The organism is Burkholderia pyrrocinia (genome assembly GCF_018417535.1).
GTDB classification, from domain to species: domain Bacteria; phylum Pseudomonadota; class Gammaproteobacteria; order Burkholderiales; family Burkholderiaceae; genus Burkholderia; species Burkholderia pyrrocinia_E.
Map to the genome: position 1 here is coordinate 1,240,309 of NZ_CP070977.1, position 15,396 is coordinate 1,255,704.

The 15,396-nt window shown below is 66.7% G+C and carries 13 protein-coding genes; 1 reads left to right on the forward strand and 12 read right to left on the reverse strand.

Annotation, left to right across the window (positions count from 1 at the left end; all coding sequences use genetic code 11):
• Nucleotides 1–34: 34 nt before the first annotated feature.
• From JYG32_RS05785 to JYG32_RS05820, 8 genes are all read right to left on the reverse strand, one after another.
• Nucleotides 35–1,957 (reverse strand): PrkA family serine protein kinase, encoded by a 1,923-nt coding sequence (locus JYG32_RS05785; protein WP_174381107.1) that lies wholly within the window; start codon nt 1,955–1,957, stop codon nt 35–37.
• Between the two features lie 544 nt (nt 1,958–2,501).
• Complete coding sequence (locus JYG32_RS05790; RefSeq protein ID WP_213264962.1) at nt 2,502–4,274, reverse strand: methyl-accepting chemotaxis protein; 1,773 nt, start codon at nt 4,272–4,274, stop codon at nt 2,502–2,504.
• Between the two features lie 292 nt (nt 4,275–4,566).
• Entirely contained in the window at nt 4,567–5,496 is a 930-nt protein-coding gene (rbsK, locus tag JYG32_RS05795; RefSeq protein WP_213264963.1) for a ribokinase, read from the reverse strand.
• The gene (locus JYG32_RS05800; protein WP_174381110.1) at nt 5,493–6,524 is read right to left on the reverse strand and encodes a LacI family DNA-binding transcriptional regulator; all 1,032 of its coding nucleotides are present in this window, start codon (nt 6,522–6,524) and stop codon (nt 5,493–5,495) included. The genes rbsK and JYG32_RS05800 overlap by 4 nt, the downstream gene beginning before the upstream one ends.
• Before the next feature lie 35 nt (nt 6,525–6,559).
• A complete protein-coding gene (locus JYG32_RS05805) occupies nt 6,560–7,579 on the reverse strand; it encodes an ABC transporter permease (RefSeq protein ID WP_174381111.1) in 1,020 nt (339 codons plus the stop codon).
• Nucleotides 7,576–9,189 (reverse strand): sugar ABC transporter ATP-binding protein, encoded by a 1,614-nt coding sequence (locus JYG32_RS05810; protein WP_213264964.1) that lies wholly within the window; start codon nt 9,187–9,189, stop codon nt 7,576–7,578. Before JYG32_RS05810 ends, JYG32_RS05805 begins: the two co-directional genes overlap by 4 nt.
• Nucleotides 9,190–9,334: 145 nt before the next feature.
• Nucleotides 9,335–10,285: a sugar ABC transporter substrate-binding protein gene (locus JYG32_RS05815; RefSeq protein WP_174381112.1), complete on the reverse strand. Its 951-nt coding sequence runs from the start codon at nt 10,283–10,285 to the stop codon at nt 9,335–9,337.
• A gap of 326 nt (nt 10,286–10,611) precedes the next feature.
• The gene (locus JYG32_RS05820; RefSeq protein ID WP_174381113.1) at nt 10,612–10,998 is read right to left on the reverse strand and encodes a DUF805 domain-containing protein; all 387 of its coding nucleotides are present in this window, start codon (nt 10,996–10,998) and stop codon (nt 10,612–10,614) included.
• On the opposite strand from JYG32_RS05820, the gene JYG32_RS05825 reads away from it, so the two are divergent.
• Complete coding sequence (locus JYG32_RS05825) at nt 10,998–11,336, forward strand: hypothetical protein (RefSeq protein WP_213264965.1); 339 nt, start codon at nt 10,998–11,000, stop codon at nt 11,334–11,336. The two genes, JYG32_RS05820 and JYG32_RS05825, sit on opposite strands and share 1 nt — an antisense overlap.
• A 145-nt stretch (nt 11,337–11,481) precedes the next feature.
• Here JYG32_RS05825 and JYG32_RS05830 read toward each other — a convergent pair whose 3' ends face one another.
• The 4 genes from JYG32_RS05830 to cysT form a co-directional block, all read right to left on the reverse strand.
• Nucleotides 11,482–12,408, reverse strand: coding sequence for a CysB family HTH-type transcriptional regulator (locus JYG32_RS05830; RefSeq protein WP_027784384.1), 927 nt, complete (start codon nt 12,406–12,408; stop codon nt 11,482–11,484).
• Nucleotides 12,409–12,483: 75 nt separating this feature from the next.
• Nucleotides 12,484–13,542: a sulfate/molybdate ABC transporter ATP-binding protein gene (locus JYG32_RS05835; RefSeq protein ID WP_213264966.1), complete on the reverse strand. Its 1,059-nt coding sequence runs from the start codon at nt 13,540–13,542 to the stop codon at nt 12,484–12,486.
• A gap of 13 nt (nt 13,543–13,555) precedes the next feature.
• Nucleotides 13,556–14,506, reverse strand: coding sequence for a sulfate ABC transporter permease subunit CysW (cysW, locus tag JYG32_RS05840; RefSeq protein WP_174381116.1), 951 nt, complete (start codon nt 14,504–14,506; stop codon nt 13,556–13,558).
• Complete coding sequence (cysT, locus tag JYG32_RS05845) at nt 14,503–15,396, reverse strand: sulfate ABC transporter permease subunit CysT (RefSeq protein ID WP_174381117.1); 894 nt, start codon at nt 15,394–15,396, stop codon at nt 14,503–14,505. Before cysT ends, cysW begins: the two co-directional genes overlap by 4 nt.

Genomic DNA, 15,396 nt, shown 5'->3' on the forward strand with positions numbered 1-15,396 from the left:
ACGGACTCGCCGTACGGGCGCGGCACCGCGCGCGTCATGACGACTTGCGCACGCGCAGGTACCAGTCGCAAAGCAGCCTCACCTGCTTCGGCGTATAGCCCTTCGCGACCATCCGGTTCACAAAGTCCTCATGCTTGCGCTGCTCCTCCGCCGAACCCTTCGCGTTGAACGAAATCACCGGCAACAGTTCCTCGGTGTTCGAGAACATCTTCTTCTCGATCACGACGCGCAACTTCTCGTAGCTCGTCCACACGGGGTTCTTGCCGGCGTTCGCCGCCCGTGCGCGCAACACGAAGTTCACGATCTCGTTGCGGTAATCCTTCGGATTGCTGATGCCGGCCGGCTTCTCGATCTTCTCCAGCTCCGCGTTCAGCGCGGCGCGATCGAAGCTCTCGCCGGTGTCGTGATCGCGGAATTCCTGGTCCTGGATCCAGAAATCCGCATACGTGACGTAGCGGTCGAAGATGTTCTGGCCATACTCCGAATACGACTCGAGGTAGGCCGTCTGGATCTCCTTGCCGATGAAATCCGCGTAGCGCGACGCGAGCACGTCCTTCACGAAGGACAGGTACTTCTGCTCGATTTCCGGCGGGAACTGCTCGCGTTCGATCTGCTGTTCGAGCACGTACATCAGGTGCACGGGGTTGGCCGCGACCTCGCTCGAATCGAAGTTGAACACGCGCGACAGGATCTTGAACGCGAAGCGTGTCGACACGCCTGTCATCCCTTCGTCCACGCCCGCGTAGTCGCGGTATTCCTGGTACGACTTCGCCTTCGGATCGGTGTCCTTCAGGTTTTCGCCGTCATACACCTGCATCTTCGAGAACAGGCTCGAATTCTCCGGCTCGTGCAGGCGCGACAGCACCGAGAACTGCGACATCATCTTCAGCGTGCCCGGCGCGCATACGGCCTCGGCGAGCGACGAGTTGCGGATCAGCTTCTCGTAGATCTTGGTCTCTTCCGACACGCGCAGGCAGTACGGCACCTTCACGACGAAGATCCGGTCGAGCAGCGCCTCGTTGTTGCGGTTGTTGCGGAACGCCTTCCACTCCGACTCGTTCGAGTGCGCGAGGATGATCCCGTCGAACGGAATCGCGCCGAAGCCTTCGGTGCCCTTGAAGTTGCCTTCCTGCGTGGCGGTGAGCAGCGGATGCAGCACCTTGATCGGCGCCTTGAACATTTCGACGAACTCGAGCAGGCCCTGGTTCGCGAGGCACAGGCCGCCCGAGTAGCTGTACGCATCGGCATCGTCCTGCGCGTACTGCTCGAGCTTGCGGATGTCGACCTTGCCGACGAGCGATGAAATGTCCTGGTTGTTCTCGTCGCCCGGCTCGGTCTTCGAGATCGCGATCTGCCGCAGGATCGACGGATAGCGGCGCACGACGCGGAACTGGCGGATGTCGCCGTTGTATTCGTGCAGGCGCTTGACGGCCCACGGACTCAGGATGCTTTTCAGGTAGCGGCGCGGAATGCCGTACTGTTCCTCGAGGATCGGGCCATCTTCGTCATAGTCGAACAGCCCGAGCGGCAATTCGTTGACGGGCGAGCCCTTCAGCGAATAGAACGGCACGCGCTCCATCAGTTGCTTCAGTCGCTCGGCGATCGACGACTTGCCGCCGCCCACCGGACCGAGCAGGTAGAGGATCTGCTTCTTCTCTTCGAGCCCTTGCGCAGCGTGGCGGAAATACGCGACCACCTGCTCGATCACTTCCTCCATTCCGTAGAACTCACGGAATGCGGGATAGACCTTGATGACCTTGTTCGCGAAGATCCGCGACAGGCGCGGCTCGTTGCGGGTATCGATGTGTTCAGGTTCCCCGATTGCTGCCAGCATGCGTTCACCAGCCGTCGCGTACGCGGATGGATCGTTCTTGCAGAGCGCGAGATACTCCTCCAGCGAGAGCTCTTCCTCTCGCGTTTTTTCGAAGCGGTTCGCGAAGCTGCTGTAAATATCCATGCTACCTCCCTCGCCTGAGTCTGAAGACGTGCCTGCCTTCGTACGACTGCGCAGAAGCAAGCGCGTTCGAATTCATCCTAAACCCTTTCTTATTTTTTTTCACGAACTCTTCGTATGAAGTTCGTTATTCTCGCCAACACCGCTTGGACAACACATTTCGTCGTTTTACAATCGATCTCCCGAGCCGCAGAAACTGCATCCGCCGCGTCTCGTCGAACGACGGAACGTCTTGTGCGTTGGACACTTCCGACGTCGTCACTTCCCCCCTCATCCCTATACGTTCGAGCCGTCGTTTACGACGACACGTCGCGCGCACCGTTACAAATTTTTTTCGCAGTGCCCTTACGGAGATACCCGTACGACGGATGCGGGAACGCGACGTGGATCGTTGCGCGCATCCGTCGGTGCGGGTCGAGCGATGCATGCAACGATGCACGACCGTTCATGCGCGCCGTCACATTTTGTCGGCCGCCGAAACGACAACGCCCGCATGTCGCGGGCGTCGTTCGTCACCAAATGGGGATAGATGCGCGGCACGCGCGAATCAGAAAGTCTCCCAGTCGTCCGCGCCTGCAGCAGCAGCGACCGGCGCCGCCGCGGGCGCTGCAGATGCAGTCACGGGCCTGCGTGCCGGCATCGCCGCAGCCGTGCGCTTCGGCGGTGCATCGCGATCGTCGCGCGCAGCAGCCGGTGCGGGCACGGCAACTGCCGCCGCGGGCGAACGCGACGCATGACGCGCCGCGACCGGCGCGACAGCGCCCGGGCGTGCCGCTTCGTCGTCGAGCTGGAACACCGACGCCGTTTCACGCAGGCGCCCAGCCTGTTCGTCGAGCGACTGCGCTGCGGCCGCGGCTTCCTCGACGAGCGCCGCATTCTGCTGCGTGACTTCGTCCATCTGCGCGACCGCGCGCGCCACCTGGTCGATCCCGCCGCTCTGTTCCTCGGACGCCGCGGCGATTTCGCCCATGATGTCCGTCACGCGCTGTACCGCGCCGATCACGTCGCTCATCGTGCGCCCCGCTTCGTCGACCAGCGTGGAACCCGACCGGATGCGCTCCACCGACGCGTCGATCAGCGCCTTGATCTCCTTGGCGGCGGTCGACGAGCGCTGGGCGAGGCTGCGCACCTCGCCCGCGACGACCGCGAAGCCGCGGCCTTCCTCGCCCGCCCGCGCGGCTTCGACGGCCGCATTCAGCGCAAGAATGTTGGTCTGGAACGCGATTCCCTCGATGATCGCGATGATGTCCGCGATCCTGGCCGAGCTGTCGTTGATCTCGCCCATCGTGCCGACCACCTGGCCGACCACCGTATTGCCCTTGTTTGCAATCTCCGACGCGTTCGCGGCCAGCGCGCTTGCCTGGCGTGCATTGTCCGCGTTCTGTTTCACGGTGCCGGTCAGTTGTTCCATGCTCGACGCGGTTTCCTGCAGCGCAGCGGCCTGTTCCTCGGTGCGCGACGACAGGTCGATGTTGCCGGCCGCGATCTGGCGGGCCGCGGTCGCGATCGACTCGCTGCCACCGCGCACCGTGCGCACCGTGTCGACGAGCCCGCGCTGCATCTTCGCGAGGCCGTCGAGAAGCTGGCCCATCTCGTCGCGCCGGTGCACGACGATCGACCGGCGCAGGTCGCCTGCGGCGATCGCGTCGAAATGCGCAAGCGCTTCCGCGATCGGGCGGCCGATCGCGCGGCTCAGCGTCAGCCACGACAGCAGCGCGGCGCCGATGCCGGCCGCGAGCGCGACGATCGACAGCACGCGCAACGTGTCGAACATCGTTTCCGCACGATCGAAGCTCGCCTTCGCATCGGTGAACTGGAAGTTGCGCAGCGCTTCGCTCGCCACCGCGAGGTCGTTGTAGAGCGCCTGGAGTTGCTTGGCGCCGTCGCTGATGCGATCGCGCTGGTCCGCCCCGACCACGCTCGCGAACGCGTCACAACTGCGTTGCAGCGCCTGCCGCTTCGCGGCGACATCCTGCGCGAGCCGATCCTCCTCCGGCCCGCGCGGCAGCGCGAGGTACTTCTGCCACCACGCGTCGGACTGCGTGCGCATCGCGCGGCTGCGCTCGATGGCCGCCGCCGAATCGGGCGTGCCGGACAGCAGCGCCGCGCGGTCGAGCGCGAGGCGCTCGCGCGCGGCGAACATTTCCGCGACCGCCACGTCGACCGCACTCGGCATCTGGTTCGTGAAAATTTCGCGCGTCGAGTCGTTCGAACGGGTCATCCCGTACAGCCCGAGCACCCCGGTTACGCCCAGCAGCACCGCCAGAAACGCCATCGTCAAACCGATGCGCGCACGAATCGTCAGGTTCCTGAACACCATCATCCATCCTGTGTTGCGTCGTCATGAACGGGCCAGGCCCGTTGGCTCGAAGCGTTGCTTCATCTCGTGCATTTACGACCATACAGCGCACAACTTGATGGTTTTGACGGAATTTTTTCGAATTATTCGTCTGTTTATTACAGATAGCTGAATAATTGATGCGAAATCGGGCGGTTCGACAAACAGGACGGGAGAAGGCCTGCCGGCGTGTCGGCCGGTGGCGAGAGGCACGGCCGGCCGTCTCGTGTGACGTGCCGGCCGCGATGCGGAATCGGGGATCCGGGATCGGGCCCTAATCGGCCAGTTCGGCGAGCGTCGGAATCGACGGCTGCGCGCCCGCTCGCGTAACCGACAGCGCCGCCGCGCGTTGCGCGAAGCGGATGGCCGTGTCGACGTCCGCGCCGGCCGCGATCCGCGCGGAAAAGCCGCCGATGAAGGTATCGCCGGCCGCCGTCGTGTCGACGGCCTGCACGGCCGGCGCCGGATAGTGCCGCGCGGCGCCGTCGGCCGTCAGCGCGAGCACGCCGCGCGCACCGAGCGTGACCAGCACGTTGCGCGCGCCGCCGGCCTGCAGCGTACGCGCGGCGGCTTCCGCTTCGGACGGGTCGCGCACCGGCAGCGCGGTCAGCGCGGCCGCTTCGACCTCGTTCGGGATCAGATAATCGACGAGCGGGAGCCAGCCGTCCGGCAGCGGTGCGACAGCCGGGGCCGGATTGAGCACCACCGTGCGGCCGAGCCGCCGGCCGGCCGACAGCGCCGCAAACACCGCGTCGGGCGGCGTCTCGAGCTGGCAGATCAGCACGTTGGCCGATGCCAGCGCGGCTTCGTGGCGCGCGACCGTGTCGGTCGTGACCTCGCCGTTGCCGCCCGCGACGATCACGATCGCGTTCTGGCTCGCATCGTCGACGACGATCAGTGCGACGCCGGTCGACGCCGACGCGCTCGTCGCCAGCCCCGTGCAGTCGATGCCCTCGGCTTCGAGGCCCACGCGCAGCGCAGCGCCGTGCGCATCCGCGCCGACGCAGCCGATCATCGCGACCTGCGCGCCGAGCCGTGCGGCGGCGACGGCCTGGTTGCCGCCCTTGCCGCCCGCCGCCTGCGCGAACGCGTGTCCGGCGAGCGTTTCGCCCGGCAGCGGCAGCCGCGGCGCACGGACGACGAGATCCATGTTCAGGCTGCCGACCACCGTCACGCGGCCGGCGCCCGCGGCCGGCGCCGTCATGCGCGACCGCCGGGGGCAGCCGGCTCGCGGTAGATCGCTGTCGATTCGCGCAGCACGAGGCGCGGCGACACGACGCGACGGCGGCTCGGCACGGCCGCCGAGCCGCCGCCGATCCGCTCGATCAGCGTCTGCGCGGCCATTTCGCCGAGCGCGCGCACCGACTGGCCGACCGTCGACAGCGCCGGATACGTGTAGCGGGAAAATTCGATGTCGTCGAAACCGATGATCGAGCAGTCGTCGGGCACGCGCATCCCGCGCTCGGCCGCCGCGCGCAGCGCGCCGACGCCCATCAGGTCGTTGCCCGCGAAGATCGCGCTCGGCCGCACCGTTTCGAACAGCCGCGACGCCGCGTGATAGCCGCCCAGGCACGAGAAGTCGCTTTCCGCGATCGCACCCGGCACGATGTCGACCCCGCGCTCGGCCATCGCGCGGATGAAGCCGTGCACGCGCATCGCGCTGACGGCCGTGTCGGTCGGTCCGGTGATGCAGCCGATCTTCGCGTGCCCGAGTTCGAGCAGGTGGCGCGTCGCCAGGTACGCGCCGCGCTCGTGATCGATCTGCACGAGGTCGGCCGCGAGCCCCTCGATGTTGCGGTCGACGACGACGAGCGGCGCATGTGTGTCCGCAAGCGTCTGCGCCAGCACGGCATCCTCGCCCGCCGATGCGACGATCAGCCCGTCGATGCGCTTTTCCTGCAGCACGCGCAGGTAGTTGCGCTGCTTCACGGGATCGTCGTCCGAATTGCAGAAGAACACGCAATAGCCGTTGGCCGCGCACTGATCCTCGATGCCGCGCGCAAGCTCCGCGAAGTACGGATTCGTGCTGTTCGGCACGACGAGGCCGATGGTCGCCGTCGACCGCGCCTTCAGCGAGCGCGCCACGGCCGATGGCACGTAGTTCAGCTCGCGGATTGCGCCCTCGACCTTCGCACGCACATCCGCGGACACCGGCCGCGAATTGTTCACCACGTGCGAGACGGTCGTAAACGACACGCCCGCCATGGCCGCCACATCCTTGATCGTCGCCATTTCCCGTTTCTCTCTGGTCTGTTCTGTCTGTCTTTCTACCGGACGCGCGCGCGCCGGCTGCGATACGTATCGAGCACGACCGCCACCACGATCACCGCGCCGGTGATGATCCGTTTCGTCGGCTCGTTCGCGCCGATCTGCGCCAGCCCCGCGGCCAGCACGGAGATGATCAACACGCCGAAGAACGTGCTGATCACCGAGCCGCGCCCGCCCATCAGGCTCGTGCCGCCGATCACGACGGCCGCGATCACCTGCAGTTCGAGGCCTACGCCCGCATTCGGGTCGGCCGCCTCGAGCCGCGAAATCTGGAACAGCGATGCGAGCCCCGCGAGTGCGCCCATCAATGCGAATACGAGAATTTTATACGGCCGCGGGTTAACCCCGGCAAGTCGGACGGCTTCCTCGTTGGTGCCGATCCCGACGAGATAGCGTCCGAACACGGTACGCGTGAGCACGAACTGGGCCGCGATCATCACCGCGACCGCGATCAGGAACGCCGGCGAAATGCCGAGCGCGATCGGGTTCGACAGGAAATCGAACGCGTCGCCGATATAGGCCGTGCGCGAATTCGTCAGTTGGTACGCGAGGCCGCGCGCGGCCTCCAGCACGCCGAGCGACACGATGAACGACGGGATCCGCCAGCCTACCGTGACCGCGCCCGTCAGCGCGCCCGTGACGGTCGCGACCGCGATCCCGATCAGCGCGGCCGGCAGCGGCCCCCACTGCCATTTCAGCGCGGCGACGCTGACCATCGACGCGGCGAGCGCGAGCACCGAGCCGACCGACAGGTCGATCCCGGCGATGATCAGCACGAAGGTCATTCCGACCGACATCACGACGAGATCGGGAATCTGGTTCGCGATCGTGCTGAACGTGTCGTAGGTCAGGAAATGCGAGCTCAGCACCGAAAACAGCGCGATCATCGCGGCCAGCGCGCCGGCAAGCCCGAGATAGTTCGACAGGCCGAGCCGCGTACCGGACAGCGTGCGCGCGCGGCGCCCCGTCACGTCCTGCTGTGCGCCTGCGTCGGTCGGGGATACGGGAGGCTGGGTCATTGCGGTCGTCCTGTCGTCGAAGTGCCGGGAGCGGCGCCCCGCGCCTGCCCCGCATCCGGATGCTGCGCGCCGCCCGGCGGCGTCTCGCGGCCGAAGCCGGCGAACGCCGCGGCCAGCAGCGCATCCTGGGTCCAGTTGCCGCGCTCGAATACGGCGGTCATGCGTCCGGCCGACATCACGCCGATCCGGTCGCAAATCAGCATCAGCTCGCGCAGGTCGCTCGACACGACGACGAGCGCGCGGCCTTCGCGCGCGAGCGCGCCCATCAAAGTGTAGATCTCGAATTTGGCGCCGACGTCGATCCCGCGCGTCGGCTCGTCGAACAGCAGCACGCCCATGTCGCGCGCGAGCCAGCGGCCGATCACGACCTTCTGCTGGTTGCCGCCCGACAGCTCGCCGACCGTCTGCGCCGCACCACGCGTGCGGATCCGCAGCGCGTCGATCTGCTGCTCGGCGAGCGCCGTTTCGCGCGCGGTGTCGACGATGCCGCCGCGCGCGAGCCGGTCGAGCTGGCCGAGCGATACGTTCGCGGTGACCGACTGCGACAGCAGCAGCCCTTCGCCCTTGCGATCCTCGGTAATCAGCGCGATGCCGTGCTGCACCGCATCGACGGGCGAATCGATCCGCGCCGGTTTCAGCGGCTGGCCGACCGCGATCATCCCCGCATCCGGCGTATCGGCGCCGTAGATCAGCCGCAGCAGCTCGGTGCGCCCCGCGCCGATCAGCCCCGAGATGCCGAAGATCTCGCCCGCGCGCACCTCGAGCGACACGTCCTGCACGGCCGAGCCGCGTGTGAGGCCCGACACGACGAGCCGCGGCGCGCCGATATGGCGCTCGCCGAGATCGATGTGTTCGCCGATCTCGCGCCCGACCATCAGCGTGACGAGCCCGTCGGACGTCGTCGCCGCCATGTTGCCCGCATGCACGAGCCGGCCGTCGCGCAGCACCGCGACGCGCTCGGCGACGCGCGCGAGTTCCTCGAGCCGGTGCGAAATGTAGACGATCGCGACGCCGCGCGCCTTCAGCCGGTCGATCTGCTCGAACAGCAGCGCAACTTCGCGCGCGGTCAGCATCGCGGTCGGCTCGTCGAGAATCAGCACGCGACAATCGCCGATCAGGTTGCGCGCGATCTCGACCATCTGCTGGTGGCCGATGCCGAGCGCGCCGACCGGCGTATCGGGATCGACTGCGTCGAGCCCGACCTGCGCCATCGCGGCACGCGCGTCGTCGCGCAACCGCGCGCGGTCGATGATCCCGAAGCGCCGCGGCAGGCGGTTCAGGAACAGGTTTTCGGCGACCGTCAGCGTCGGCAGCAGGTTCAGCTCCTGCATCACCATGCGCACGCCGAGCGCCTCGGCCTGCGTGCGGCTCGCCGGCGCATACGCATGGCCGCCGAGCTGCATCGTGCCGGCGGTCGGTTCGACGAGCCCGCCGATGATCTTCGACAGCGTGCTCTTGCCGGCGCCGTTCTCGCCCGTCAGCGCGAGCGCCTGGCCCGGCGCGAGCGTCAGCGTGACGTCGGCGAGCACGGGTTCGGCGTAGGTCTTGCCGATGCCCGAGACGGACAGCACGGGAATGGCTGGACGGGAAGGTTGGAAGGTCGGCTCCATCGCGATCCTGGTTGCGGCCGCGCGCACGCGGCGCGCGGGTGTGACGCTCACAAATGCATGTGCATGCAGTGGCCGTGATCGCGCTCACTCCAGATAACGGCCGCCACGCCGGATTCTTGAGGGCGGCGGCCGTATCGGCGAGGCATCACTTCGTCACGAGATCCACCGGCGTCTCGACCACGCCGGACATGTCGGCCTGCTTGCGATGCTCGGCGATCGCCTTGAGCGCCGTGTCGATGCCGAACACGGCCTGCTTGGCCGCGTACTGATCGGCGGTCGCGATCACGCGGCCGTCCTTCAGCATCGGCTTGATCGCGTTGATGTTGTCGTAGCCGACCACGAACACCTTGCCTTGCTTGCCGGCCGCGCGCACGGCCGACACGGCGCCGATCGCCATGTTGTCGTTGCCGCACAGCAGCGCCTTCAGGTTCGGGTATTCGTTGAGCATCGCGGCAGCCACCGCATTGCCCTTGTCGATCTCCCATTCGCCCGACTGTACCGACACGACCTTCATCCCGCCCGCCTTCATCGCGTCCTGGAAGCCGGCCGTGCGCTGCTGCGCATTGGTCGTCGTCGACACGCCTTCGACGATGCCGACCTGGTCGCCCGCCTTCAGCCGCTTCGCGAGGTAATCGCCGATCTTGCGCGCGCCCTTGCGGTTGTCCGGGCCGACGAACGGCACGTTCAGGTTCTTCGATTTCAGCACGTCGGGATCGAGCCGGTTGTCGATGTTCACGACGATGATGCCCGCGTCGACCGCCTTCTTCACGACCGGCACGAGCGCCTTCGAATCGGCCGGCGCGAGCACGATCGCATCGACCTTCGATACGATCATCTGCTCGACGATGCGAATCTGGTTCGCGGTGTCGGTCTCGTCCTTGATGCCATTGGTGATCAGATCGAACTGATTCGCGTTGTGCTTCTGGTATTCCTTCGCGCCGGTTTCCATGGTCAGGAAGAACTCGTTGGCAAGCGACTTCATCACGAGCGCGACCTTCGGCCTGGCCGCAGATTGCGCGTGGACGGCCGGTGCGGCGGCGACTGCGACGGCGGCAAGCGCGGCGGTCAGGAAGCGACGGCGAAAGAGGACATTCATACACATCTCCTGGCGACTGGCCCGAAGGGCCGGACTATTGTTTGACTGTTGTTTTAATGCGAGCAAACGTTTGCGCCACACTACCCGGGCAATGGCCATCGATGCTGCTGTCGGTACCACGGAATGGAAGCGAGGCAGACGGCCGACTGCCTGGCGCGTGCTGTCGTTGACGCGCCGCCGCCGGCGAGAAGCCGGCGGAGTGAAAGCTATGCTGTACCGATTCGCTTCGACGCGCAACCTGTCTGATCAATATTTAAGGGTTTATTCGGAGCGCGCGATCGTGCGTCGCGACGCGCAAAAGCGACACTTTCGGAGGCTGCCGCACGTCACGCCGGGTCTTGCGGCGCCGGCTCGTCTTCATCGGCCGACGGCGGCTCGCCGAAGCGGTTCGCATGCGGCGTGCCGGCGATGAAGCCGTTCATCACGAACAGCGCGATCGCGCCGACGATCGGCACGAAGAGCAGCAGCATCCACCACCCCGACTTGTCGATGTCGTGCAGCCGCTTCACGCCGACGGCAATCGACGACCACACCGCAACCACCGCTATCGCGAACAGCACGAGCATCACCAGCAGCGGCAGATCGTCGTTCGACGAACCGCGGGAACCTGCGTCGAAAAACGCGCTGAGCAACGCGGAAACCAGTGCGTAGATCCACCACGGCATGCGCCCGATCCGGCCTTCGAAGGAAAAGAGAAACCATTTGAGATTCATTGTTCACCTCTTCGTCGTGCGTGTCGGAATCGACCGTCCGCGCACGTATTTTTCTGAATACGGATGGCCTGCCGGTTTCGCTTTCCGCGCTTCGTCCTGGCGATGCGAGTTGCGCGTTGCGTTGCAGATGCTGGCCGGCCGGTCGGGATGACGGCCGTGGCGCGGCTCGGATGCCCGGCATCCGGCATTCGCGCATTGAATCATATCTTCTGAAAAATGGCCCGTCCGGTCTGGTCGAATGGCCGAACCGAAGCGTCCGGATGTGCGGTCTTGTTGTTGTGCTGACAGGCGCACGCGTGTCGATCGCCGCGCGCGGCGAATCGGACTGGAACGCTTGAAAACCGCGAACGCGGTCGATGGTTCGATGAATCTACCAACCATGACGGCGGCACAGACCCTGCCGCCGTCATGCGCATGACATTCCGGCGAATGCACGCCGCGCCGCCCGAGACAACAGCACGGACGGCGCGCGAAGCATTGCCGTCAGACGGCTTCGCGCAACTGCCCCGCGATTTCCGCTTCGTTCAGGTGCGGCGCGAACATCTCGATCAGCCGGTACGCATACGCGCGCAGGAACGCGCCCTTGCGCAGCCCGACCCGCGTCGTGCTCGCTTCGAACAGGTGCTGCGTATCGAGCGCGACGAGCCCCGTGTCGCGCTGCGGATCGTAGGCCATCGCCGCGACGACGCCGATCCCCATCCCGAGCTCGACATAGGTCTTGATCACGTCCGCGTCGATCGCGGTCAGCACGACGTCGGGCACGGCGCCCGCCTGCGTGAAGGCCTGGTCGATGTGCGAGCGGCCCGTGAAATCCTGGTCGTACGTGATGATCGGGTACTCGGCGATTTCCTCGAGCGTCAGGTTCTCGCGGCCGACCAGCGGATGGCCCTTCGGCACGACGACCGTGTGGTGCCACGAATAGCACGGGAACGTGACGATGTCCGGATAGCGGTCGAGCGCCTCGGTCGAAATGCCGAGATCGGCCTCGCCGTTCAGGATCATCTGCGCGATCTGCTGCGGGCTGCCCTGGCGCAGCGCGAGATGCACCTTCGGGAACACGTCGGTGAACTGCCGGATCACCTTCGGCAGCGCATAGCGCGCCTGCGTGTGCGTCGTCGCGACGACGAGGTGGCCGCTGTCCTGGTCGGCGAACTGACGCGCGACACGGCGCAGGTTCTCGGCGTCGAGCAGCATCCGCTCGATCAGCTGGTGCACGGCCTTGCCGGGCTCCGTGAGCCCCGTCAGCCGCTTGCCGCGCCGGATGAAGATGTCGACGCCCAGTTCATCCTCGAGATCCTTGATCTGCTTCGACACGCCCGACTGCGACGTGTACAGCACGTTCGCGACTTCTGTCAGGTTCATGTTCTGGCGCACCGCTTCGCGCACGAACCGCAATTGCTGAAAATTCATGGGTATGCCTCTTAGGCTGTCGTTGTTTGATGGTCGAATCGGAGCGAATTCCGCCCCCTGCCCTGCATTCTCGCTTCAACGCGCGGGAAACACGCGCACCGCGCGCGGCACGGCCGTCGCGCCGTCGCCGACCTGCAGCGCGAGCGCACGCCACGCGTCGCGATCGAGTTCCGCCTCGAGCGCACCGCCCGCGCGCGCCTCGAGCTCGACGCGCACCGAACCGCCGAGCGGGATCACGCGGCGCACGTCCACCGCGATGCCGTCCCGGTGCCCTTCGCCGGCCGGCCACAACTGCAGGTCATGCGGGCGCACGTACGCGTTCGCGGGGCCCGCGAAATCGGCGTCGACCGCGATCGGCGCAGCGGCGCCCTCGGCGACGAAGCCGCGCCCGGCGACCGTTCCCGGCAGCCGGTTCGCCGCACCGAGGAACTCGTACACGAACGCGCTCTGCGGATGATCGTAGACGTCCTGCGGGCTGCCGACCTGCTCGACGTGGCCACGGTTCAGCACGACGATGCGATCGGCCACCTCCAGCGCCTCCTCCTGATCGTGCGTCACGAAGATCGTCGAGATGTGCAGGTCGTCGTGCAAGCGTCGCAGCCAGCTGCGCAGTTCCTTGCGGACCTTCGCGTCGAGCGCGCCGAACGGTTCGTCGAGCAGCAGCACCTTCGGCTCGACCGCGAGCGCGCGGGCGAGCGCAATGCGCTGGCGCTGGCCGCCCGACAGCTCGGACGGATAGCGCTGCGCGAGCCAGTCGAGTTGCACGAGCTTCAGCAATTCGTGCACCTTGTCGCGAATCGCGGCTTCCGACGGCCGCTCGCGGCGCGGCTTCACGCGCAGCCCGAACGCGACGTTCTCGAATACCGTCATGTGGCGGAACAGCGCGTAGTGCTGGAACACGAAACCGACCTGGCGGTCGCGCGCGCCGACCGACGCGACGTCGAGCCCCTGCAGCACGACCTGGCCGGCGTCCGCGTGCTCGAGGCCCGCGATCACGCGCAGCAGCGTGGTCTTGCCGCAGCCGGACGGCCCGAGCAGCGCGACCAGCTCGCCGGGCGGGAAGTCGAGCGACACGTTGTCGAGCGCCGTGAAATCGCCGAAGCGCTTCTGAAGGTTACGGACGGTGATACCCATTCTGGTTGCCTCTTTACGATTTCGACGAAACGACGGCGACAGGGCCGGCATGTGCGGGAACGGCGTCGCGCGCGCCGGCCAGTTCGGCGGCGAGATGACGCTCGGCGAGCAGCTTCAGCGCGAGCGTGACGAGCGCGAGCAGCGCCAGCACCGACGCCACCGCGAACGCCGCCGCGAAGTTGTATTCGTTGTACAGGATCTCGACGTGCAGCGGCATCGTGTCGGTCACGCCGCGGATATGGCCCGACACGACCGACACCGCGCCGAACTCGCCCATCGCGCGCGCGTTGCACAGGATCACGCCGTACAGCAGGCCCCACCTCACGTTCGGCAGCGTCACGCGGCGGAAGATCTGCCAGCCCGACGCGCCGAGCACGCGCGCGGCTTCTTCCTCGTCGGTACCTTGCGCCTGCATCAGCGGAATCAGCTCGCGCGCGACGAACGGGAACGTGACGAAGATCGTTGCGAGCACGATGCCCGGCACCGCGAAGATGATCTGCACGTCGTGATCCTGCAGCCACGGCCCGAGCCAGCCCTGCGCGCCGAACAGCAGCACGTACACGAGGCCCGAGATCACCGGCGACACGGAGAACGGCAGGTCGATCAGCGTCGTCAGCAGCGCCTTGCCGCGGAATTCGAACTTCGCGATCGCCCACGAAGCGCACACGCCGAACACGAGGTTCAGCGGCACGGCGATCGCGGCGACGGTCAGCGTCAGCTTGATCGCCGCCCATGCGTCGGGATCGGCCAGCGATTCGAGATAGAAGCCGACGCCCTTGCGCAGCGCCTCGACGAACACCGCGGCGAGCGGCACGACGAGGAAGAACGCGAGGAACGCCAGCGCGATGCCCGTGAGCAGCCAGCGCACGACGCGCGACTCGCTGACGGGGTCGAGCCGTTTCGTGGCGCGCCCTTGTGCGGCCGACGACGGGGTTTTCAGCACGACGGTGGCCTCCTGGCTCATTGCTGGCCTCCTGCTGCGGTTGCGGTGACGGTCGCGGGCGCGGGGCCGCTTGCGCTCTTGCTCGTGCGGCGCTGCAAATACCATTGCAGCGTGTTGATCAGCAGCAGCATCAGGAACGACACGACCAGCATCACGACCGCGAGCGCGGTCGCGCCCGCGTAGTCGTACTGCTCGAGCTTCGTGATGATGAGCAGCGAAGTGATCTCGGATTTCATCGGCACGTTGCCGGCGATGAAGATCACCGAGCCGTATTCGCCGAGCGCGCGCGCGAACGCCAGCGCGAAACCGGTCAGCAGCGCCGGCAGCACGGCCGGCAGCACGACGCGGCGGAACGTCAGCCAGCGCGACGCGCCGAGGCACGCGGCGGCCTCTTCCTGCTCGCGTTCGAAATCCTCGAGCACCGGCTGCACGGTGCGCACGACGAACGGCAACCCGATGAAGGTCAGCGCGACCAGCACGCCGGCCGGCGTAAACGCGATCTTGATGCCGAGCGGCGCGAGATACTGGCCGACCCAGCCGTTGGTCGCGTAAACGGCCGCGAGCGAGATGCCGGCGACCGACGTCGGCAGCGCGAACGGCAGGTCGACGATCGCATCGACGAGGCGCTTGAGCGGGAACGTGTAGCGCACGAGCACCCACGCGACGAGGAAGCCGAACACGGCGTTGATCAGCGCGCCGCCGAGCGCGGCCGAGAACGTCAGCCGGTACGACGCGAGCACGCGCGGCGACGTGACGGCGGTGACGAACTGGTCCCACGACAGCGTCGCGGTCTTCAGGAACGTGGCGGCAAGCGGAATCAGCACCACGAGGCTCAAATAGGCCACCGTGATGCCGAGCGTCACGCCGAAACCGGGCAACGCGCTCGGCTTGCGAAAGGTGTACGTCGTCAT